The following is a 22418-nucleotide window of genomic DNA, read 5'->3' on the forward strand; positions in this document are numbered from 1 at the left end:
GTCAGCCTCGGTGGCGAGCGAGAAAGTCCAGCAGCACCGGGAAATACGCCTGCGGCTCCTCGTAAAACGGCATATGACTGCTGTTGGGGAACACATGCAACTCGGCATGGGGTGCCGCGAGTTTCATGCGCATCGCACAGGCGGGAGTAAGTTCGTCATGCTGGCCGGTGGTGATCAGGATCGGCATCGTGAACTCGGCCATTTCCTTGAGACGGTTCCAGTCCTTGAGGTTGCCGATATAGAGGAACTCGTTGGGGCCTTGCATGGTTTCGTAAGGCCCCATGTTCCAGTCGCCCAGGGAACGCTTGACCGGCTCCGGCCATTCGTCGAGGCGGCACACGTGGCGGTAGTTGAGCAAGGTGATGGCGGCCTGGTACTGCGGGTGGTCGAGGGTGCCCATGGCTTCATGGCGTTGCATCATGGCCACGGTTTCGCTGCCCAGGGCGCCGCGCAGGCGTTCCAGTTCCTGGGACAGGTGGGGAATGTCGCCGACGGTGTTTTCCAGGATCAGGCTTTTGAGCGCACCGGGATAATGCACGGCATATTCGATGCCTAGCCAACCGCCCCAGGAATGCCCGAGCAAATGCACGCGGCCCAAGCCCAGCGCCTGGCGCACGGTCTCGACTTCTTCGACATAACGGCGGATTTCCCACAGTGCGGCATCGGTCGGTCTGGCTGATGCGCCTGTGCCAAGCTGGTCGAATGCAACCACTCGCAGGTTATGTGCTTTGAGCCAGCCATGGGCGTCACGCAGATAGTCACACGGCAGGCCCGGCCCGCCGTTGAGACACAGCAGCACCTCATCGCCTTCGCCAAAGCTGTAGACCACGAGGTTATGGCCGTCGACTTGCACGTTGTACTGCTGGTCGGGGGCAATTTCACGCCACATGCATACATTCCTTGTGTTGTATCGGCCTGGCGGGTAGCGGCCGTTTATCAGGTCAACACTACCGAGGATGCCGTGCGTCCATAACCTAGTATTTCTTATAGGTTTGGCCTGGCAGTCCTTCGCCGGGGCGTGGCATTCTACTTGCAGCAAGTCGAGATTCAAATGAATTCGGGAGCAGAACGGATGCTGGCCAAGCTGACCGCCTTCAATAATCGCCTCATACCGGGCAGGAGCCTGGATGAACAGATGGACAATACGTTTATCCTTGCCCAACAACTGGGCTTCGATGCCCTGGTGTATGACTACAGCCCGGTGCCCATCGACCTCAACGGCGCACTGATCACGCCCTCGCTGTTGCAACTGCGCAATACGCCGGCCGACTGGCACGCCTTATGGTGCAGCGAAGGGTTTTACCAGATCGACCCGGTGCAACACCTGGCATTGAGCTCGGTATCACCGTTTGTCTGGTCCTATGAGGCCAAGACCGAGACGGCCCTGCAAAAGATCATCGACCCCTGCCACGCCCCCGTTTCTTCCTACCTGCATGAACGCCAGCTGACCTGCGGCGTCAGTGTGCCGATTCATCTGCCCAAGGGCGGTTTTGCCTCGCTCACCGGCTTACGCACCGGCAAGGCGCGCACGGTATTGAAGGACGCCCAACATACGCTGGCCGATTTCAGCCTGATTACCCATGCCCTCCAGGAAGCGGCGTACCCGCTGTTCAGCAAGGAGGTGCGGGCTTATCCGCACATCCGCCTGACCAAGCGCGAACGCGAATGCCTGAAATGGGCGGCTGAAGGCCTGACCGCCGCCGAAATCGCCACGCAATTGAGCCGTTCCCTGGCGGTGGTGACCCTGCACCTGGCCTCGGCGATGCACAAACTGGGGGCCAAAAACCGTGTTCAGGCAGTGGTTCGGGCCACCCATTACCGCTTGCTGGAAGGTTGAGCTTTGGGCAAAAACCTATCTGTTTTGCTAGTTACCTAAACTTTTTGTTCAGACTATCGTAACCCTGATCCTTTTTTTCAGAGCAGGGTACGAAATGGAATTCATCGAAAAAGTTCGCGAAGGCTACGCGCCCTTTGGCGCCTATCAGACCTGGTATCGCGTCACGGGCGACCTGACCACAGGCCGCACGCCCTTGGTGATCATCCATGGCGGCCCGGGCTGCACCCATGATTACGTCGACGCCTTCAAGGACGTCGCCGCCAGCGGCCATGCGGTCATCCACTACGACCAGTTGGGCAACGGCCGCTCCACGCACTTGCCAGAAAAAGACCCGTCGTTCTGGACCATCGGCCTGTTCCTCGACGAGTTGAACAACCTGCTGGACCACCTGCAAATCAGCGAGAACTACGCGATCCTCGGTCAATCCTGGGGCGGCATGCTCGGCAGCGAACACGCGATCTTGCAACCCAAGGGCCTGCGTGCGTTTATTCCTGCCAACTCCCCCACCTGCATGCGCACCTGGGTCAGCGAAGCCAACCGCCTGCGCAAGCTGTTGCCTGAAGGCGTGCACGAAACCCTGCTCAAGCACGAGCAGGCCGGCACCTACCAAGACCCGGAATATCTGGCGGCCTCACGGATTTTCTATGACCAGCACGTGTGCCGGGTCAACCCGTGGCCCGAAGAAGTGGCACGCACCTTCGCCCAGGTGGATGCCGACCCGACGGTGTACCACGCCATGAGCGGCCCGACCGAATTCCACGTGATTGGCAGCTTGAAGGATTGGAACGTGATTGGCCGCCTGTCAGCGATCAAGGTGCCAACCCTGGTGATTTCCGGCCGGCACGACGAAGCCACACCGTTGGTGGTCAAGCCGTTCCTGGATGAGATAGAGAACGTGCGCTGGGCACTGTTTGAAGACTCCAGCCACATGCCCCACGTGGAAGAACGCCAGGCGTGCATGGGGACGGTGGTGAAGTTTTTGGATGAGGCGTGTTCGTTGCCGCACAAAGCCCTCAAGGCCGGCTGAAATCCGCCCTCTGTAGGAGCGAGCTTGCTCGCGAAAAACTCATCGACGCCGTGTTTATTCAGGAAGCACGCGTCATCGTTGACGTTTTTCGCGAGCAAGCTCGCTCCTACCTGTTTAAACCTCAGTGGTTTCGGGTTTTGCGGCTTTCTTTGAGGTATCCGCTACCAGCGGAATCTCCTTGCCCTCTGCATCAAACAACTTCCCGCCCCGGTAGTAATCGCCGTCGCGCAACGCGGCCACGTCGCGAAAGCACAAGCTGCGCTCAGTCCCTGCCACGAACACTGACTGCTGGTCCGAGTTGCCGGCGGTGAAGTGGTTGAACGCCAGGTTCAGCAAAATCGCCATGATCGCCGACGAGCTGATGCCCGAGTGGAAGATGGTCGCGAACCAGCTTGGAAACTGATCGTAGAAGCTCGGCGCGGCGATAGGGATCATGCCGAAGCCGATGGACGTGGCAACAATGATCAGGTTCATGTTGTTGCGGTAATCCACCTTGGACAGCGTGCGAATCCCGCTGGCCGCCACCGTGCCGAACAGCACAATCCCGGCGCCACCCAACACAGAGGTGGGCACGGCCGCGATCACCCGCCCCATAAATGGCAACAGGCCGAGCACCACCAGGAACACCCCGCCAGTGGCCACCACAAACCGGCTCTTAACCCCGGTCACTGCCACCAGGCCGACGTTCTGGGCGAACGCGCTCTGGGTAAACGAACCGAAGATCGGCGCGAACATGCTCGACAGCATGTCGGCACGCAGGCCGTTGCCCAGGCGCTTGGAGTCGACCTTGGTGTCGATGATCTCACCCACCGCCAGGATGTCCGCCGAGGTTTCCACCAGCGTCACCATCACCACGATGCACATGGAAATGATCGCCGCCACATGGAAGGTGGGCATGCCGAAGTGAAACGGCGTGGGGAAACCGAACATCGGCCCCTGCATCACACCGGAGAAGTCCGCCATGCCGAGCAGCACCGCGATCACCGTGCCAATCACCATGGCCAGCAGGATCGACAAGCGAGAGATGGTTGCGCTGCCGATCTTGCTCAGCAGCAGCACCAGCACCAGGGTCAGCGCGGCCAGGCCGATGTTGGACATGCTGCCAAAATCCGCCGCCCGGCTGTTGCCGCCCATGGCCCAGCGCGCCGCTACGGGCATCAGGGTCAGGCCGATGGTGGTAATCACAATGCCCGTCACCAGCGGCGGGAAAAACTTGGTGATCCTTGAGAACACCGGTGTGATCAACAAGCCGATAAAGGACGCGGCCATCACCGCGCCGAGAATCGCTGGCACGCCACCGGCACCGTCGCTGCCGACAATCGCCACCATGGTCGCCACACCCGCGAACGACACGCCCTGCACCAGCGGCAACTGACAGCCGAAGAACGGCAGGCCCAGGGTTTGCAGCAGCGTGGCCAAGCCACCGGCAAACAGCGATGCAGCAATCAGCAGGCCGATATCCGCCGGCGACAACCCGGCGGCCTGGCCGACGATCAACGGCACAGCGACGATGCCGCCATACATGGTGAGCACATGCTGCAGGCCGTAAGCCATGTTGGCGGCGACGCCCAGATTTTCATCTTCGGGCCGCTGCGGTGACGCCTTCGGGATAGTCATGGTGAGGGGTTCTCTGTTTTTGTTGTGCGCTCACTGTATGCAATGTTCAGACTGTATGTCCATAGAGTTGTATACAATCAATCGAACAAGATACCCTCCAACGGCGTTACAAAAACAATCCGGCCGTCACGAGCCAGAACGCCAAAGGACAAAAAGAATGAAAAAGGCACTACAGGGCGCCACCGTCGCATTAACCCTTCTGGGCGGCGGGGAGGCTGTCGCGGTGGAATGGATGAACAACAGCGTCGGGTTTCGCTACGGGCAGCACTTCACCAACCCCAACAACCCCGACGACTTCAGCAAGCGCATCTACAGCTTTACCCACGCCAGCGGCTACCGTTACGGCAGCAATTTCCTCAATCTCGATGTGTTCCTGTCCGACAGCAGCGACCCGCGCAAGGGCACCGACCACGGTGGCAGCGAGGTGTACGCCGTGTACCGGCATCAGCTGTATGCCTCACGCGTGTTCGACCTGCCGCAGGGCACGGGCCTGATCAAGGATTACGCGCTGACCTTGGGCTTCGACGCCAACCGCAACAACAACTTCGCTTCCGCCAAGAAGCGCGCCCTGGTGATCGGGCCCACGTTGAAGTTCAACACCGTCGGCGTGCTGGACCTGAGCCTGATGTACTACAAGGAAAAGAACCACACCGGCATCCCCGGCGCGCAAGAGTCGAACCATACGTTCGACGCTACCTACATGCTCAATCTGACGTGGATGCGACCGTTCGAAATCGGTAACCATGCGGCGAAATTTCAGGGGTTCATTAACTACGTCGGAGAGAAAGGCGAGGATTACCATGGCCGCGATACCGCAGCGGAAGCGCTGATGCGTACAGCGCTGATGGTGGCGGTGCGACCGGGTAAAAGCGTCAAGCCGAACCTGTATTTAGGAGTGGGCTATGAGTACTGGCATAACAAGTTCGGCGTGGACGGCGGCCGTGGTAGCCGCACCTCAACGCCGACGCTGAACATGGAAGTCACGTTCTAACTGAAGAAACGCAAAAAACTGTGGGAGCTGGCTTGCCTGCGATAGCGGTCTGTCAGTTAGCCCATCTGGCACTGATACACCGCTATCGCAGGCAAGCCAGCTCCCACATTTTGATCGTCTTGTCAGCTCAGGCGTTGGCCAGTTCGGAAGAATTGCCCTTCGGGCGTGCCAGCCAATACCCCAACACCGCCAACGGCGACGTCGCCAGCATCACAATCACCGTGATCAACAGCGGTTGCTCGATCATCGACGACACCAACAGGCTGGCCAGGAAGCACAGGCCCAACTGCAGGGTATTTTGCAGGGCCGCCGCCTTGCCGGAGTTTTCTGCAAAGGGCATCAGCGCATTCGCCACCACAATCGGGTAGCTGGCGCCGTTGCACAGCGCCATCAGGCAGAACGGGATCAACAAGGTGGTCAGGGTCGGCACGCTCAAGGTGGCCACCAGGTACAACGCCACCATGCTCAAGCAGTAGGCGACCAGCAACCACGGCAGCAGGGTTTTACCCGGCAAGCGCTGCAAGGCGCTGCGGCAACTGTAGCCGCCGATGAGAAACGCCAGGGTCGGCAGTACGTAGCTGAGGCCGATGTCATTGGGGCTGTAGCCCATGCCACCGAGGATGAACGGCGAGGCCGTCAGCCAAGCGAAGAAGCTGGCCGAACAGGCGGCGAAGATCATCACATTGCCGGTAAACACCCGCGAGGTGAGCAATTGCCCATAGCCCAGGCGCACCGGGCTGCCCTTGTGCTCCAGACGCTTGGGCATGTTGCGCAAGAACAGGGTCGGCACCAGCAGCAGCAACGACACCACCAGCAACACGCCGAAGATCGCCTGCCAACCAAAGTGATTCAGCACCATGGCACCCAACAGCGGTGCCAGGGCTGGAGACAACGACATCAACGGCATGATGCTGGCGAAGACGCGGTGGGCCTTGTCGGCCGGGTAGCGATCAATCACCAAGGCCTGCCAGCTTACGGCGGCGGCACACACGCCAATCGCTTGCATAAAGCGCAGGGCCAGCAGCTGCGGCGCGGTTTCGACCCAGAACATGCCCAGGCAACCGAGCACAAACAAGCTCAGGCCCGCGAGCAGGATGGGCTTGCGCCCCAGGCGGTCCGAGAGCGGCCCCCACAGCAACTGCCCCACTGCAAAGCCTGCGAGGAAAATACTCAAGCTGGCGCCCACCGCGCCAGCACCGATATTCAACTGCTCGCCCATGGCGCCAAACGCCGGCAAGTACATGTCCATGGCCAGATAACCGAGCATGCTCAGCCCCGCCAGATACCAAGTAAAACCAAAAGAATTTTTCATCGAAGCCTTGTAGAGACTGCCATCAAACTATTTGCTGACTGGCGCCCATTATGAAGCTGACAATATCTGTGTGAAGCGATAATAATTGGACACTCTCATCAATATTTTTGAAGGCAGCCGACATGTGGTCAGAATATTCCCTGGATGTGGTCGACGCCGTCGCCCGTCATGGCAGCTTCAGCGCCGCCGCCCAGGAACTGCACCGCGTACCGTCGGCAATCAGCTACACGGTGCGTCAGCTCGAAGAATGGCTGGCCGTGCCGTTGTTTGTACGCCGGCATCGCGACGTGGAACTGACCCCCGCCGGCCGTTTGTTCATCGACGAGGCCCGCGGCGTGATGAAAAAAATGCTCGGCACCCGGCGCCTGTGCCAACAGGTGGCCAATGGCTGGAGCGGCCAGTTGAAGGTGGCCGTGGACTCCATCGTCAAACCTCAGCGCTGCCGGCAGTTGGTGCTCGACTTCTATCGGCAGTTTCCCGAAGTGGAATTGCTGCTCGAATACGAGGTGTACAACGGCGTATGGGATGCACTCGCGGATGAACGTACAGACATCGTGATCGGCGCCACCAGCGCGGTGCCGGTGGCCAGCCACTTCAGCTTCCGCGACATGGGCCTGTTGAACTGGCTGTGCGTGGTCAGCGCACGGCATCCGCTGACGGCGGTGGAAGGTTTGCTCAGTGATGACCAACTACGCCCCTTTGCCTCGCTGTGCATGACCGACACCTCACGCAACCTGCCCAAGCGCGACACCTGGACCCTGGATAACCAGCGCCGCCTGGTGGTGCCCAACTGGGCGTCGGCCCTGGATTGCCTGCGCGATGGCCTGTGTGTAGGCATGGCGCCGGCCCATCAGGTGTTGCCATGGATCGAGCGCGGGGAGTTAGTAGCGCTACAGTTGAGCCGGCCATTTCCAGCCAGCCCGTCGTGTGTGGCGTGGGCGCAGAACAAGCTGTCGCCGGCCATGACATGGTTGCTGGAATACTTGGGCGATACGGAGACCATGAACCAGGAATGGCTGAATGGCCCCTCCCCCTGATCGTTCCCACGCTCCGCGTAGGAATGCTGCCCTGGACGCTCCGCGTCCGCTCTTAAGGCTTGACGCAGAGCGTCACAGGAGGCGTTACCACGCAGAGCGTGGGAACGAGCATCGCCCCCCCCTCCACACTTTTTCAGTCCAGTAGGCGGGTGATGGCCCGTACGATCATCTCCACTTCCTTGCGCTCCAGCGTCAGCGGCGGCAACAGGCGAATGATCTTGCCCCGCGTGACGTTGATCAACAGCCCATGCTCCTGCGCCGCCCGTTGGGCCAGGTCGCGGTAAGGGCTGGCCAGCTCAATACCGATCATCAGGCCCTTGCCACGAATTGCCCGCACCTGGGGATGTTCCTCCAACTCCATGCGCAACCGCGCCAGCAAGTGTTCGCCCTGGCGTGCGGCATTTTCGAGCAAGCCTTGCTCCTGGATAATCTCCAGCACCGTACACCCGACGCGACACGCCAGCGGGTTGCCGCCAAAGGTGCTGCCATGGCTGCCTGGGGTGAACAGCTCTGCGACGGCGGCGCGGGCCAGGCAGGCGCCGATGGGCACGCCATTGCCGAGGCCTTTGGCCAGGGTCATCACGTCCGGCACGATGCCTTCGTGCTGGAAAGCAAACCAGGTGCCGGTGCGCCCGATGCCGGTCTGGATTTCGTCGAGCATCATCAGCCAGCCGTGGCGCGTGCAGTGCTCGCGCAGGGCTTTGAGGTAACCCGACGGCGCCACCAACACACCACTTTCGCCTTGGATCGGTTCAAGCAACACCGCCGCAATGCGCGTGCCGAACTGTGCGGTGAGCGCCTCCAGAGCCGCCATGTCGCCAAAGCCAACCTTGATGAAATCGCCGGGCAGGCGCTGGAACCCCAGGCGCACCGATGGTCCGTCGCTGGCGGCCATGGTACCCAGCGTGCGGCCGTGGAAGGCGTTCTCCATCACCACCACCAGCGGCTGTTCGATGCCTTTTTTCCAGCCGTGCAAGCGCGCCAGTTTCAGCGCCGTCTCGTTGGCTTCAGCGCCGGAATTGTTGAAGAACGCACGGTCCAGCCCGGACAGTTGGGCCAGGCGCCGGGCCAATTGTTGTTGCCAGTCGATGCTGTAGAGGTTGGAGGTGTGCAGCAGCAAGCCGGCCTGTTCGCTGATGGCGGCTACTAACCTGGGGTGGGAGTGGCCGACATTGGTTACCGCCACGCCGGCCACGGCGTCCAGGTATTCGCGGCCCTGCTGGTCCCACAGGCGCGTGCCCAGGCCGCGGGTGAAGCTCAGGGCCAGGGGTTGATAAGTGCTCATCAGGCAGGCGGCGGTCATGGTGGCGGCTCCAGTGCATCGTTGGGGTGGATCCAGTATGGTTAACCACCCTTGCTGGATAAACGTAGAATCGCTGCAATAACTTTAAACCAGGGCTTGATAATGGACCTGTTCCAGGCAATGTCGGTGTACGTGAAAGTCGTCGAAACCGGCAGCATGACCGCCGCCGCGCAGGAATGCGGAATCTCGACCACCATGGTGGGCAACCATCTGCGAGCGCTGGAACAACGGCTTGGCGTCAGCTTGCTCAAACGCACTACGCGCAAACAGAACCTCACCGAATTTGGCGGGCAGTATTATCAGCGCTGCCTGGAAGTGCTGGGGCTGGTGGCCGACTCCGAGCTACTGGCCGAGCAGGTCCACAGCGAAACCCCCAAAGGCAGCCTGCGCATCACCGCGCCGCCGGTGTTCGGCACCGAACGCCTGGTGCCGGCCTTGAGTGAGTTCGCCCAGCGCTACCCCCTTATCGACCTGTACGTGGTGATGAGCAATGAGCGCATGGACCTGGTCGACAGCGGTTTTGACGTGGCGATCCGTCTCGGTGAACTGGAAAGCTCCAGCCTGATCGCCCGGCCCCTGCAGGCCTACACCCTCACCCTTTGCGCCTCCCCTGCCTACCTGGCGCGACGCGGCACACCGCAAACCCCGGCCGACCTGCAGCAGCATGACTGCCTGGCGTTCGCCTACCCCGCCAACGACAACTGGCGCGACACCGATAAACTCTGGCGCATGACTGGCGATGAAGGTGAGGTGCAGGTGCCGGTGTCCGGCTCATTGACCATCAACAGTTCCCAAGGCTTGCGCCAGGCCGCCATCAACGGCATGGGCATCACCATGCTGGCCGATGCCCTGGTGCAACCGGACCTTGCGAGCGGCAAGCTGGTGGCCTTGCTGACCGCCTATAAACTGCCCAGCCGCCCCATGCACCTGATGTATCGCCAGGACCGCTACCGCCTGCCCAAGCTGCGGGCGTTCGTCGACTTTGTGATGGAGAAATGGGCGCGCTAGAACGCCACGCCCAACTCACGCAAACGCGCGGCGGTGCGCTCGGCCGATACGTGGTGAATGCCCTGCCAACCCAACGCGATGGCGGCCTCGATATTGCCGGCGACGTCGTCGATAAACACCACTTCACTGGCCTGGACATCTGGCAAGTGTTTACGTACCTGATTGAGGCTGGCGTGGTAGATCGCCGGGTCAGGCTTGATCAGCTTCACCTCGCCGGACACCAGAATGTCGCGAAAACGCGTCAGGAACGGGTAGTTGGCCCGGGCGTAAGGGAAGGTTTCAGCCGACCAGTTAGTGAGCCCGAACAGCGGCATCTCAACCTGGTCCAACGCCTTGAGAATCGCCACGCCCTCGGGCAATTCAGCCCGCAGCATTTCGGGCCAGCGCGCGTAATAAGCCTGGATTAGGGCCTTGTGCTCGGGGTATTGGGCAACCAGGGTACGGGTGGCTTCAGCCAGGGAGCGACCAGCATCTTGCTCGGTGTTCCAGTCCTGGGTGCAGATGGTGTCGAGAAACCACTGACGCTCGACGTCGTCGGCAATCAGCTGGCGGTACAGGTGCTGCGGGCTCCAGTCGAACAGGACACCGCCGAAATCAAAAACTACTGCACGAATCGTCATCAGATCCTCCGTTAGCGTGGCTTGATAGCCGCTGGAGTCTGACAGATCTACAAGAGGGAGGCGCGCGGCGGGGTGTAAGAAGTGTCTGAAAAGACAGGTGGGAGGAGGCACGGCCTAATTGAGCGAACGTAATGCTTAAAGCAACGAAGATCAAATGTGGGAGCTGGCTTGCCTGCGAAAGCGGTAGTACAGCCTCAGATGCTGCGACTGACACACCGCCTTCGCGGGCAAGCCCGCTCCCACATTTTTTACCGCGTTTTAAGCCTGGATCAGGCCATTGATTTTGACGGTCGGGTTCACATCCGCGTCGTAATCCACGCCGTCGACTTCAAAGCCGAACAAGCGCAGGAACTCGGCCTTGTAACCGGCAAAATCGCTGATCTCGTTGACGTTGTCGTCGGTCACCTGGTTCCACAGTGCGGCCACGGCGTCCTGGACCTTCGGTTCCAGCTCGGCCAGGTCGGCACGCAGGCGGCCATCGGCGTCGAGTTTCGGCTGGCTGCCGTACAGGCTGTCTTTGAACAGGCCGTAGACCTGCTCGATGCAGCCTTCGTGGGTGCCCTGCTCTTTCATCACCTTGAACAGCAGCGACAGGTACAGCGGCATGATCGGGATCGCCGAGCTGGCCTGGGTGACCACGGCCTTGAGCACCGACACGCGGGCGTCGCCCTTGAGCGCAGCGAGGTTTTCGCGCAGGGTCAAAACTTTCTTGTCCAGGTCTTTCTTGGCTTCGCCGATGGAGCCGTTCCAGTAGATGTCCTGGGTCAGCTTCTCACCGAGGTAGGTGAACGCGGTGGTCTTGGCGCCTTCGGCCAATACATCGGCGTCACGCAGGGCGTCGATCCACAGCTGCCAGTCTTCGCCGCCCATGACCTTCACGGTACCGTCGATTTCTTCCTGGGTCGCAGGCTCAAGCGTGGTGTCGACCACCACGCCCTTGTCGGTGTTGATACCGCGCAACGTCACAGCTTTGCCGATTGGCTTGAGGGTGGAGGTGTGCACCACGCCTTGCGGGTCGGTACGGCGTGGCGCGGCCAGGCTGTAGACCACCAGGTCGATCTTGCCCAGGTCTTTCTTGATGGTTTCGATGGTCAGGCGCTTGATCTCGTCAGAGAACGCGTCGCCGTTGATGCTCTTGGCGTACAGGCCTTTTTCCACGGCAAACTTCTCGAACGCCGCGCTGTTGTACCAGCCGGCGGAGCTCAGTTTGCCTTCTTCGCCTTCTTTCTCAAAAAACACGCCCAGGGTGTCGGCGCCGCAGCCAAACGCAGCACTGATGCGCGCGGCCAGGCCGTAGCCGGTGGAGGCACCGAGGACCAGTACCTTTTTAGGGCCGCCTTCGATGACGCCGTTTTTGGTTACGTAGTCGATCTGCTCTTTGACGTTCGCTTCACAGCCAACAGGGTGAGCGGTCACACAGATAAAGCCACGAACCCGCGGTTTGATGATCATAAAAATTTCTGCCTCTTCCAAGGTGCCGAAGGCCAATAGTGGCCATTCAACTTCAATCGTACCGGTCTATGACGCCTGAAAAACCGAAGCGTCACGATAGTCGCAAATCTTCTGTTCTCAAAATTCAATCCACAAAACGTCGGAGCCTGCACGGCAACGGTTACAAATTGTGCAGCGGCTTCACAATTTCACCCTATTAAAAAACGCCTGCGCGCCTCATAAACCCCTATGATGACGATATTGTTTCAATATATTTCGGCTTTGGAGCCTCGTTTCATGAGCAAAAATGCTGTCGGCAAAAAGCTGGTGTCCCTGGCCTGGGTGCTCGGCGTTCTGCTGTTGATCTACTGTTTCCCGCGCAGTTGCCTGGTGTTTCTGCTGTTGGTGGTGTGCTGCGGCGTTTATGACTTCCTGCGTAACGGCCTGTACGACCGCGACACCATCAAGAAGTATTTTATCGGCAACGGCCGTAATACCTGGGTGCTGGCACCGTTCAACACCCTGCTCGACCTGCTCAGCAGCCGCAACCGGCATGTCTACACCCTGAACGACCTGCCACCGGCCTGGCGCGAAGACCTGCAACAGGTGATCGACGACGCCATGGCTCGCAAGGATGAAATCATCAGCTACCTGGACGAGCGCATGGCCGAGAAGAAACGCGGCATGCTGTTCTTCCAGTGGTACGGTCGCCCGATCGAAACCACCCTGGATATCCCGCAACTGCGCAAGAAACTGCCGTTCGTGAAAACCATCGGCGTCTCGGTGTTCAACGAGAACCGCTCGACGTCGTTCCACTTCGGCCCCCTGCGCATGATGTTCCGTGTGCTCTACAACATGGCGCCGGCACCGCACCATGAGGGCGTGTATATCCAGGTGGGCAAGCACAAGCACTACTGGCACGACGACCCGCTGTTTATATTCGATGACACGCTGATGCACGCGTCCTTCAACAAAAACGACGCCAAACGCTACTGCCTGTTCATTGATATTGTGCGCCCGACCTTGCTGCCCTCGGTGCTCAACGCCGTGATCGCAGGGTTTGCCGGCCTGGTCTTTACCCTGCGTCGGGTTTTCTACAAAAACTGGAAGCTGATTCAGTAAGTTCTGCGGCATGATGGTGTTGGACGGCATTTGCGCTCGGCCTTGCGCCTGAGGTAAATATCCGTCTCGTGCGACCTTAAGTGGCGCTCACCTTTCTCAAGCCATCGCCCCCAAGCGGGCGCGGTGGCTATGCTTTCAAGGAATCAGAATGCCCCAACGTCAAGTCATCAACGCCTCCGTCAGCCCCAAGGGCAGCCTCGAAACCCTGTCCCAACGTGAAGTGCAGCAACTGAGCGAAGCCGGTACCGGCAGCATCTACACCCTGTTCCGCCAATGCGCCCTGGCGATTCTCAACACCGGCGCGCATATCGACAACGCCAAGACCATCCTCGACGCCTACAAAGACTTTGAAGTGCGTATTCACCAGCAAGACCGTGGCGTGCGCCTGGAACTGCTCAACGCCCCGGCCGATGCCTTCGTCGATGGCGAAATGATTGCCAGCACCCGCGAGATGCTGTTCAGCGCCCTGCGCGACATCGTCTACACCGAGAACGAGCTGGACAGCCAGCGTATCGACCTGAGCAACTCCCAAGGCATCACCGACTACGTGTTCCACCTGCTGCGCAACGCCCGTACGCTGCGCCCGGGTGTGGAGCCGAAGATCGTGGTGTGCTGGGGCGGCCATTCGATCAACACCGAAGAATACAAATACACCAAGAAAGTCGGGCACGAACTGGGCCTGCGCAGCCTCGACGTGTGCACCGGCTGCGGCCCCGGCGTGATGAAAGGCCCGATGAAAGGCGCGACCATTTCCCACGCCAAGCAACGCATCACCAATGGCCGTTACCTGGGCTTGACCGAGCCAGGCATCATCGCCGCCGAAGCGCCGAACCCCATCGTCAACGAGCTGGTGATTTTGCCGGACATCGAAAAACGCCTGGAAGCCTTTGTGCGTGTCGGCCACGGCATCATCATCTTCCCCGGCGGTGCCGGCACGGCCGAGGAGTTCCTGTACCTGCTGGGCATCCTCATGCACCCGGACAACCGCGACTTGCCGTTCCCGGTGGTGCTCACCGGGCCCAAACATGCCGCGCCTTACCTGGAACAATTGCACGCGTTCGTCGGCGCCACCCTGGGCGAAGCGGCGCAGAAGCATTACCAGATCATCATCGACGACCCGGCTGAAGTGGCCCGCCAGATGACCACTGGCCTCAAGGCGGTGAAGCAGTTCCGCCGCGAGCGTAACGACGCGTTCCACTTCAACTGGCTGCTGAAGATCGACGAAGGCTTCCAGCGCCCGTTCGACCCCACCCACGAAAACATGGCCAGCCTGCAACTCAACCACGCGCTGCCGGCCCATGAACTGGCGGCCAACCTGCGCCGGGCGTTCTCCGGGATTGTGGCAGGTAACGTCAAGGACAAGGGCATTCGCCTGATCGAAGAAAACGGCCCGTATGAGATTCACGGTGACCCGGCCATCATGAAACCGCTGGATGAGCTGCTGAAGGCCTTCGTGGCCCAGCACCGCATGAAGTTGCCAGGCGGCGCGGCCTATGTACCGTGCTACCGCGTGGTGCAATGAGCTAGCGGCGGTCGGTCATAGTTTGTATCTGTTTGGGGCATGTCCCGGCGTGTGAGGTTCGAGTGTTCGGGCTAGGGTTTTACTATTCCTTCCAACTCACCCACCTCAGCGAGCGACCTATGGACCAACGGATATTGTCCTCTGTCATTCCTTACCCTAAGGTAAGGAGTATCACGATGGAGATCTTCACTATGGCCACCGCCACACTCACTTCAAAAGGGCAAATCACCATCCCTGTCCAGGTCAGGACGGCCCTGGGCCTGGAAACAGGCGACCGGGTGGAATTCGTTGAAATGGAAGACGGCAAGTTTTCCATGATTGCCGCGAGCAAAACCGTCAAAGACCTCAAGGGTTTGATCCGCAAGCCCGCCCATGCCGTGTCTATCGAAGACATGAACCGCGCCATCGCGGCCCAGGGAGCAACAGCTGGATGATTGGCCTGGATACCAACGTGCTGGTGCGTTACGTGACCCAGGACGACCCGGTTCAATCCGCTAAAGCATCCCAACTGATCGAATCGCTCACCGCCGCCTCGCCAGGCTTTGTCAGCCTGGTGACGCTTACGGAGTTGGTGTGGGTGTTGCAGTCCTGCTACCAGTCGGCCAAAAGCGACGTGGTAATGGTGCTGGAAACCTTGTTGCACACGCGGGAGCTGACCGTCGAGCACGCCGATATCATCTGGCAGGCACTGCGCAAGTTCACCGCAGGCAAAGCCGACTTTGCCGACTGCCTGGTTGAACGCTGTGGCCATGCGGCGGGGTGCGAGTACACCGCCACCTTTGATCTGAACGCGGCCAAGGCAGCGGGGATGAAACGGCTCGGCTAGCCCGCTTTGTTTGTGTAGGAGCGAGCTTGCTCGCGAAAAACTCACAGGCACCGCGTGCAACCTGAATGCCCGCGTAACCGTTGACGTTTTTCGCGAGCACGCTCGCTCCTACAGAGGAAAGGGTGATGAGGTTTGGTCAGCGAACCCAGCCACCGACCTGCCAATGGTAGCCATCGTTACGCTGCACCCAGTGCGGGTGTACATAACGATAGCCCTGGCGCACCGGCTCCCAATGGCCGTGCACCGCGACGTAACGCCCGCCCTCCCAACGCCAGTAACCGCGTGACCAGATATAACCCTCGCGTACCGCCGGTTCTACTTCGATCACCTGCACCGGTGGCGGCTGCGGCGCCACCACCTCAACATACTCACGTTGCACCGGCCTGCGCTCGTGCACGACACGCTCTTGTACACACCCGGACGCTGCCACCACCACGGCGGCCAATGCTGCATAACGTAGCAACATACAAAACCCTCGGGCGCGAACGCCCAACACCTGCACTGGTAAAAATCCCCCCTTGTTACAGCCGCGCTCCTGCTTGGCCCTGGGTACTTTTTAACAGGCGATGTCTGTCAGATTGCTGAACCTGCAAGCCTCAGGAAGTACAGGCGACAGTCGGTCGCTTCAGGCGCACCAGCACCAGCCCCGCCACGACTACGGCAACGCCCGCGTAAGTGGATGCATGGATCACATCGCGAAACATCAACGCCGCCCACACCAGCGTCACCGGCGGCTCCAGGTACACCAGCGCCGCCACATGCGTTGCAGTCATCGCCCGCAGCAGCATCCACAGGCTCAAGTAGGCGAGGAAAGTGGAGAACACGGTCAGCCACACAATCGAGATCAGTACGTTGGTGTCATGGGGAATGCTCAGGGTGTCGGTGTAGATCACGGCCGCGGTAAAACCCAGCAGGGTCAACAGCGACTGGATAAACAGCGGCAACACCAACCCGCTGTCCTGGGCCTGCACCGAGCGACGCTCGTACAAGGTCGCCAGCGTTAACCCAAGTGCCGACACCAGAGGCAACAGATACATGACCAGCCCGACACCCTGCCCTCCACCGCCATACTGCCCGGCAATTACAATCGACACACCGACAAAGCCGATCATCAAGCCCACCCACTGCCAGCCGCCACTGCGTTCGGACGCCATGCCCGTCGACAATGCCGCCGTCATCAACGGCTGCAACGCCGCAATGATCGCCGCGATGCCGGGCGGCAGGCCGTTCTGAATCGCCACGTAAACGCAGCTCAAATAGAGAAATTGCGACAGGAAACCAACGACCGCGTGATGCCGGATCTGCTGCCAGGAAACCCTCAGCAAACGCCTGTTCAAAAACAGCGCCAGGCACAGCGAAACCAACAGAAAACGCCAGAAAAGCAGGTTGAACGCATCTCCACCCTGAGTCCCCAGCTTGGCGCCGATGAAGCCTGAACTCCAAGACAGCACAAACAGCGCCTGCAACAGCCCCAACCCCAAGGTAGATCGCTTCATATAGCCTCCCGTCGCTGTGATCGAGTTAAAGGCTAAGGGCGGCGCCTGCTTCTGTATATTTGAATAACCGGAACAACCAATCCGAAAAAATAGAATCATGGCCAAACAACTGAACATCGAACTGTTGCGCACCTTCCATGCGGTGGCACGCTTTCGGCGCTTCAACGAGGCGGCCGAGCATGTGCACCGCAGCGCCTCCACCGTGACCACGCAGATCCAGAAGCTGGAGGATCAGGTCGGCCAGCGTCTGTTCAGCCGCAGCAACCAGGGCGTGGAATTGACCCTGTATGGCCAGAAACTGCTGGGGGAAACCACCGAGTTTCTGAAAAGCCATGACCGTTTGCTGATCTCACTGATGCCCCAACGCATGCAAGGCAAAATCCGCCTGGGCGTGCCAGATACCTATGCGCCCGCCTTCATACAGGAGTTTGTGCCGCGACTGATCGCTGACAACCCCCTGCTGGAGCTGGAAATCGAAGCGCGCACCAGCGGGGAATTGCTGGGTTTATTCATCGCCAACCAGCTGGACCTGACGCTCACCGTCAGCCCACGCCCCCTGGCGCAAGGTGAACGCCTGGGGCCCGTGCAACCGCTGTGGGTGGCGGCCGAGGGTTTCAGCTCGCCGCCGAATGTGCCATTGCCCGTTACCGTGCCCATCGCGGGTTGCCCTTATCGAGCGGCAGCGTTACAGGTGCTGAAAGATCATGGGTTTTACCATCGCGTACTGCTGGAAAGTCCCAACTCATCGGCGGTAGAGGCATGCGTGCGCAGCGGCGTGGCTGTGGGCCTGATGGAGGAAAGCCGCATGGGCGAAGGGCTGAGGCAAATGACGGAGCTGCCGGCCCTCCCCGCGCAGCATCTGTACCTGCTGTGCGATACCGCTAATGCACTGGCACTGCACCTGTACGAGCAAGTCAGGTATTTCAGAGTCTGAACACCGCCCACAAAAAAGCCCGCTGACCGTCACCGGTTCAGCGGGCTTTTTCGTGGGTGTGGCTTACAGCGCCAGGTCAGAAACCGGCTTGCTTGGCTCAGCCGCAGGCTTGGCAGCCTCGGTGGCCTGTGGAGCAGCCAGCTGCGGGATCGCAGGTGGCGGGGTCAGTTGCAGGATACCGGCGGTGTAGGCCCATTCCTTGGCAACCGCTTCAGGGCTGTCGTTCAGCTTGGTGCCGTAGCTTGGCACGATCTGGTGCAGTTTTTCCTGCCAGGCCGGGCTGGCTACTTTGTCCTTGAACACCTTTTGCAGCACGGTCAGCATGATCGGAGCCGCGGTGGACGCGCCTGGCGATGCACCCAGCAGGCCGGCGATGGTGTTGTCGGCAGAGCTGACCACTTCGGTACCCAGCTTCAGCACGCCGCCTTGCTCTTCGTCACGCTTGATGATCTGCACACGCTGGCCGGCTTGCCACAGGCGCCAGTCGGACTGCTTGGCGTTCGGGAAGTACTCTTGCAGCGCCTTGAAGCGGTCGTCATCGGACAGCATCAGTTGGCCGGCGAGGTACTCGACCAGTGGGTATTCACGAATACCGACTTTGGTCATGGGCCAGATGTTGTGGGTGGTGGTGCTGGTCAGCAGGTCCAGGTACGAGCCTTCCTTCAGGAACTTGGTCGAGAAGGTCGCGAATGGGCCAAACAGAATCACGCGCTTGCCATCCAGCACGCGGGTGTCCAGGTGCGGAACCGACATCGGTGGCGAACCTACCGAAGCCTTGCCGTAGGCCTTGGCCAGGTGCTGCTCAGCGATAGTCGGGTTCTCGGTCACCAGGAACGAACCACCGACTGGGAAGCCTGCGTATTCCTTGCCTTCAGGAATGCCCGACTTCTGCAGCAAGTGCAGGGCACCGCCGCCGGCGCCGATGAACACGAACTTGGCGTCGGTTTCAGTCTTGGTGCCGTCTTTGAGGTTTTTGTAGCTCACACGCCACGAACCGTCGGCGTTCTTGGTGATGTCCTGCACTTCGCTCGACAGCTTCAAGTCAAACTTCGGCGTGGTTTGCAGGTGAGCGACGAACTGGCGGGTGATCTCGCCGAAGTTCACGTCGGTACCGATCGGGCTCCAGGTGGCCGCGATTTTCTGGTTGGGGTCACGCCCTTCCATCATCAGCGGAACCCACTTGGCGATTTGCGCCGGGTCTTCGGAGTACTGCATGCCGGCGAACAGCGGGCTGGCCTTCAGGGCTTCGTAGCGTTTTTTCAGGAACTTGATGTTGTCATCGCCCCACACAAAGCTCATGTGCGGAGTGGAATTGATGAACGAACGCGGGTTCTTCAACACGCCCTGCTGAACCTGCCAGGACCAGAACTGACGGGAGATCTGGAACGCTTCGTTGATCTCGACCGCTTTAGGGATCTCAACGTTGCCGTTCTTGTCTTCCGGGGTGTAGTTCAGCTCAGCCAGGGCCGAGTGACCGGTACCGGCGTTGTTCCAACCGTTGGAGCTTTCTTCGGCCACGCCATCGAGGCGCTCGACCATCTCCATCGACCAGTCCGGTTCCAGCTCATTGAGCCAGACACCCAGGGTTGCACTCATGATGCCGCCGCCGATCAGCAGCACATCGACTTTCTTTGCCTCTTCCGCGTGAACGGACGTGATCCCCATCGACAAAGCCAGCCCCAGCAGGGCAGTGTTTACTTTTTTAAACATCAGTAGCACCTATGATAAAACGCCATCCGCCCTACCGCCCCTGATCATGAGTAACCCTCGTTCACGCTACGTCAGGCAACGTACCGCAGGGTCTGCACAGTCACATAAAGGCTGCAGGGTGGGCACACAAGGCCGATGGATCGACCTCACTGTTATGTCCCTTCTGCGCTGACTTCTTATCATTATTGGCTTCAGCTACCTGGGCGACAGCCAACCGCTGGGACGTATACGGGTGTACGCACCAGGGAAAGACTAGCCCAAGACGGCGCGCAGAATATCACGCTAAACAGCGTTTATGCGCCGTTTGGCCAATTGACAGGCCTAAATCGCGGGTTTTAATGCGCCCCTGTCAAGCCTGGCAGCCGCGACCTGCGGTCACAGGCGTGGAACTCTGCCGAAAATGGCGGTTCTAGACACCTTCGTCGCGGCTTGCGTAGCATCGGCGACGTCCTTCGTGCACACCCTCCACACAGAGTTACCCATGACTATCCAGCAAACACCCGGGCACGTACTGCCCGCGCGCAGCGCCGCCAAAATGGAAGCAGCCATGGCCGTGGGCGCCTTCGCGATCGGCACCGGCGAATTCGCCGTCATGGGCCTGATGCCCGACATCGCCCAGAACCTGGGCCTGAGCGAACCCCAGGTGGGCCACGCCATCAGCGCCTACGCCCTTGGCGTCATGGTGGGCGCCCCGCTGCTGGCCATCCTCGGCGCCAAGCTGCTGCGCAAACACATGCTGCTGTTGCTGATGGGCCTGTACGCCTTGGGCAACTTCGCCACCGCCTTCACCCCCACCTTCGGCTCGCTGGTGGCCTTCCGCTTTATCAGTGGCCTGCCCCACGGCGCCTACTTCGGCATCGCCGCCGTGGTTGCCTCCAGCATGGTACCCACCGACAAACGCGCCGGCGCCGTGGCCCGAGTGATGATGGGCCTGACCCTGGCCATGCTGCTGGGCAACCCCATCGCCACCTTCCTCGGGCAACACCTGGGCTGGCGCTCGGCGTTCGCCCTGGTCAGCGTGATCGCCCTGCTCACCATCGCCCTGGTCTGGCAATTCGTACCCCACCGCCACGACGAACAACGCAGCGACCCACGCAAAGAACTGCGCGCCTTCACCAAACCCCAGGTATGGATGGCCCTGTCCATCGGCGCGATTGGCTTTGCCGGGATGTTCTGCGTATTCAGCTACCTGGCGCCGACCATGCTCGAAGTGACCAAAGTCTCGCCCCAGTGGATTCCCTTCGGCCTCGCCGCCTTTGGCGTGGGCGGCATCATCGGCAACATTGCCGGCGGCAAGCTGTTTGACCGCATGCAGTTTCGGGCGGTGGGTTTGATATTGGTGTGGTCGATGGCCGTGCTGCTGTTCTTCCCCTTCGCCGCGGCGTCGCTGTGGGGCGTGCTGCTGAGCATGGGGTTGGTGGGCACTATGGTTGCGCTGGCAGCGCCGTTGCAGATTCGCTTGATGGACATCGCACACGAAGCGCCGAGCTTGGCGGCGGCGTCGAACCATGCGGCGTTCAACCTGGCGAATGCGCTGGGGCCGTGGTTTGGCGGTATGGCCATCACTGCCGGCCTCGGCTGGACCAGCACCGGCTACATCGGCGCCGCCACAGCGCTGGTGGGCCTGGGCCTCTACCTGATCGCCCGGCGGATGAAAGGCGGCCATTAACGCCCTACTGGATCAAACTGTAGGAGGGCTTCTTGTAGGAGCGAGCTTGCTCGCGAAAAACTCACAGACGCCGCATTTCTTCAGGAAGCCCGCGTTATCGTTGAGGTTTTTCGCGAGCAAGCTCGCTCCTACAGAAAGCGATGACGCTTAACTGGCAGGCATTAATGCTTGCCCCACCACTCATCAATCATCATGCAACAACCCCGAACCATACTCCCCATAACTACTGCCCAGCCCACTACCGCCAAAATTCATCTTGGCAGCTTTGCTGGGGCTATGGTCGCCAAATGCCTGGCACCCGCCTGAAAAGCACGGGTCGCTGTTGGTCACGCTCGATGAAGATGAACAAGCGCTTAACAACAACGTGCCGGTGATCATCACGACTTTGACGAGGTTCGAAATCATGGTTTCAGTTCCCTGTGGGCTGGAGGCGCTGGGGTCCTCTCTTGTAGGGAATCCTAGACCTCAACGACGCAGGGAATTATGAAACTTTGCTGGGTGACAGCATGAGTTCAGGTTGCCGCCTTGGGTAAGGCGGCAGGGTTAGTTGTCAGGCTTTGACTGGGGCGGTTACAGGCGCAACTTGCTCCTGGGCCCGGTCAACGAGCAGCGAGCTCAACTCGATTAACTGCTGAATGCCCAGGGCGATGGCGCGCTGGGAGTCGTCGAGATCGAATGCCAAGGTGGCGGCCATTTCGTTGGCGGATGCGAGGTTCTCGGCGGCGTTGGCCAGGAGGGTTTCGGGGTCGATGGTTGGGTTGACGAGGAATAGGTTGTTGCTTGGGCGTTCGGTGGGTGCAGCGTCGTCGGATGGGGGCAAGTGATGATTGATTGCGCGCTGAGCTGCGGCTTGAAGCTTGGGATCGACGGGCGATGCGCTTTGATCAAGTGAAGAACTGCGTGTGTTGTTGTGCATGGGCGAAGCTCCAAATATTTTCGGGAGTTAAAAACGCCTT

At 60.2% G+C, this 22418-nt stretch carries 22 protein-coding genes; 11 read left to right on the forward strand and 11 right to left on the reverse strand.

Annotated elements, in window-relative coordinates:
• Position 1: 1 nt before the first annotated feature.
• A complete protein-coding gene (locus tag PSH76_RS19515) occupies positions 2–889 on the reverse strand; it encodes a proline iminopeptidase-family hydrolase (RefSeq protein ID WP_003189751.1) in 888 nt (295 codons plus the stop codon).
• A 183-nt stretch (positions 890–1072) separates the two neighbouring features.
• Between PSH76_RS19515 and PSH76_RS19520 the strand changes: the two genes are divergently transcribed.
• Together PSH76_RS19520 and PSH76_RS19525 are read left to right on the forward strand one after the other, a co-directional pair.
• The gene (locus tag PSH76_RS19520; protein ID WP_305492762.1) at positions 1073–1837 is read left to right on the forward strand and encodes a LuxR family transcriptional regulator; all 765 of its coding nucleotides are present in this window, start codon (positions 1073–1075) and stop codon (positions 1835–1837) included.
• A gap of 94 nt (positions 1838–1931) precedes the next feature.
• Entirely contained in the window at positions 1932–2864 is a 933-nt protein-coding gene (locus PSH76_RS19525) for a proline iminopeptidase-family hydrolase (RefSeq protein WP_169855518.1), read from the forward strand.
• 114 nt (positions 2865–2978) lie between these two features.
• Here the strand turns inward: PSH76_RS19525 and PSH76_RS19530 are convergent, their stop codons facing one another.
• The gene (locus tag PSH76_RS19530) at positions 2979–4481 is read right to left on the reverse strand and encodes a nucleobase:cation symporter-2 family protein (protein ID WP_032892803.1); all 1503 of its coding nucleotides are present in this window, start codon (positions 4479–4481) and stop codon (positions 2979–2981) included.
• 157 nt (positions 4482–4638) lie between these two features.
• On the opposite strand from PSH76_RS19530, the gene PSH76_RS19535 reads away from it, so the two are divergent.
• Positions 4639–5472: a nucleoside-binding protein gene (locus tag PSH76_RS19535; RefSeq protein WP_305492763.1), complete on the forward strand. Its 834-nt coding sequence runs from the start codon at positions 4639–4641 to the stop codon at positions 5470–5472.
• 127 nt (positions 5473–5599) lie between these two features.
• Here the strand turns inward: PSH76_RS19535 and punC are convergent, their stop codons facing one another.
• Positions 5600–6784, reverse strand: coding sequence for a purine nucleoside transporter PunC (gene punC / locus PSH76_RS19540; RefSeq protein ID WP_305492764.1), 1185 nt, complete (start codon positions 6782–6784; stop codon positions 5600–5602).
• A 122-nt stretch (positions 6785–6906) separates the two neighbouring features.
• On the opposite strand from punC, the gene punR reads away from it, so the two are divergent.
• Positions 6907–7821, forward strand: coding sequence for a DNA-binding transcriptional activator PunR (gene punR, locus PSH76_RS19545; protein ID WP_305492765.1), 915 nt, complete (start codon positions 6907–6909; stop codon positions 7819–7821).
• Positions 7822–7954: 133 nt separating this feature from the next.
• Here the strand turns inward: punR and PSH76_RS19550 are convergent, their stop codons facing one another.
• Entirely contained in the window at positions 7955–9124 is a 1170-nt protein-coding gene (locus PSH76_RS19550) for an aspartate aminotransferase family protein (protein WP_094774422.1), read from the reverse strand.
• Positions 9125–9226: 102 nt separating this feature from the next.
• On the opposite strand from PSH76_RS19550, the gene PSH76_RS19555 reads away from it, so the two are divergent.
• Positions 9227–10132, forward strand: coding sequence for a LysR family transcriptional regulator (locus PSH76_RS19555; protein WP_032892808.1), 906 nt, complete (start codon positions 9227–9229; stop codon positions 10130–10132).
• On the opposite strand, the gene PSH76_RS19560 is transcribed toward PSH76_RS19555, so the two are convergent.
• Complete coding sequence (locus PSH76_RS19560) at positions 10129–10752, reverse strand: HAD family phosphatase (protein WP_305492766.1); 624 nt, start codon at positions 10750–10752, stop codon at positions 10129–10131. The genes PSH76_RS19555 and PSH76_RS19560 overlap by 4 nt on opposite strands.
• A 258-nt stretch (positions 10753–11010) precedes the next feature.
• Positions 11011–12204 carry an enoyl-ACP reductase FabV gene (fabV, locus tag PSH76_RS19565; RefSeq protein ID WP_056791899.1) on the reverse strand — a complete coding sequence of 398 codons (1194 nt, stop codon included), beginning with the start codon at positions 12202–12204 and terminating at the stop codon, positions 11011–11013.
• A 276-nt stretch (positions 12205–12480) separates the two neighbouring features.
• Between fabV and PSH76_RS19570 the strand changes: the two genes are divergently transcribed.
• From PSH76_RS19570 to PSH76_RS19585, 4 genes are all read left to right on the forward strand, one after another.
• Positions 12481–13305, forward strand: a complete 825-nt coding sequence (locus PSH76_RS19570) for an aspartyl/asparaginyl beta-hydroxylase domain-containing protein (RefSeq protein ID WP_056791828.1) — start codon at positions 12481–12483, stop codon at positions 13303–13305.
• Between the two features lie 148 nt (positions 13306–13453).
• Positions 13454–14827, forward strand: a complete 1374-nt coding sequence (gene ppnN, locus PSH76_RS19575; RefSeq protein WP_032892811.1) for a nucleotide 5'-monophosphate nucleosidase PpnN — start codon at positions 13454–13456, stop codon at positions 14825–14827.
• Positions 14828–15003: 176 nt separating this feature from the next.
• Positions 15004–15261 carry an AbrB/MazE/SpoVT family DNA-binding domain-containing protein gene (locus PSH76_RS19580; RefSeq protein ID WP_032892812.1) on the forward strand — a complete coding sequence of 86 codons (258 nt, stop codon included), beginning with the start codon at positions 15004–15006 and terminating at the stop codon, positions 15259–15261.
• Entirely contained in the window at positions 15258–15653 is a 396-nt protein-coding gene (locus PSH76_RS19585) for a PIN domain-containing protein (protein WP_032892813.1), read from the forward strand. Before PSH76_RS19580 ends, PSH76_RS19585 begins: the two co-directional genes overlap by 4 nt.
• A gap of 136 nt (positions 15654–15789) precedes the next feature.
• On the opposite strand, the gene PSH76_RS19590 is transcribed toward PSH76_RS19585, so the two are convergent.
• Both PSH76_RS19590 and PSH76_RS19595 read right to left on the reverse strand, forming a co-directional pair.
• A complete protein-coding gene (locus PSH76_RS19590) occupies positions 15790–16119 on the reverse strand; it encodes a YXWGXW repeat-containing protein (protein WP_138762155.1) in 330 nt (109 codons plus the stop codon).
• A 130-nt stretch (positions 16120–16249) separates the two neighbouring features.
• A complete protein-coding gene (locus PSH76_RS19595) occupies positions 16250–17149 on the reverse strand; it encodes a DMT family transporter (RefSeq protein WP_305492767.1) in 900 nt (299 codons plus the stop codon).
• A 97-nt stretch (positions 17150–17246) separates the two neighbouring features.
• Here PSH76_RS19595 and PSH76_RS19600 point away from each other — a divergent pair, with 97 nt between their 5' ends.
• On the forward strand, positions 17247–18083 hold the full coding sequence (locus PSH76_RS19600) for a LysR family transcriptional regulator (RefSeq protein ID WP_305492768.1): 837 nt from the start codon (positions 17247–17249) through the stop codon (positions 18081–18083).
• Positions 18084–18146: 63 nt separating this feature from the next.
• Here the strand turns inward: PSH76_RS19600 and mqo are convergent, their stop codons facing one another.
• Complete coding sequence (mqo, locus tag PSH76_RS19605; RefSeq protein WP_034135222.1) at positions 18147–19793, reverse strand: malate dehydrogenase (quinone); 1647 nt, start codon at positions 19791–19793, stop codon at positions 18147–18149.
• A gap of 481 nt (positions 19794–20274) precedes the next feature.
• On the opposite strand from mqo, the gene PSH76_RS19610 reads away from it, so the two are divergent.
• On the forward strand, positions 20275–21462 hold the full coding sequence (locus tag PSH76_RS19610; RefSeq protein WP_305492769.1) for an MFS transporter: 1188 nt from the start codon (positions 20275–20277) through the stop codon (positions 21460–21462).
• Positions 21463–21645: 183 nt separating this feature from the next.
• Here the strand turns inward: PSH76_RS19610 and PSH76_RS19615 are convergent, their stop codons facing one another.
• Positions 21646–21867, reverse strand: coding sequence for a hypothetical protein (locus PSH76_RS19615; protein WP_278918455.1), 222 nt, complete (start codon positions 21865–21867; stop codon positions 21646–21648).
• Between the two features lie 145 nt (positions 21868–22012).
• Entirely contained in the window at positions 22013–22378 is a 366-nt protein-coding gene (locus tag PSH76_RS19620; protein WP_305492770.1) for a DUF6124 family protein, read from the reverse strand.
• Positions 22379–22418 lie beyond the last annotated feature (40 nt).

Source organism: Pseudomonas sp. FP215 (assembly GCF_030687795.1).
Classification (GTDB): domain Bacteria; phylum Pseudomonadota; class Gammaproteobacteria; order Pseudomonadales; family Pseudomonadaceae; genus Aquipseudomonas; species Aquipseudomonas salmasensis.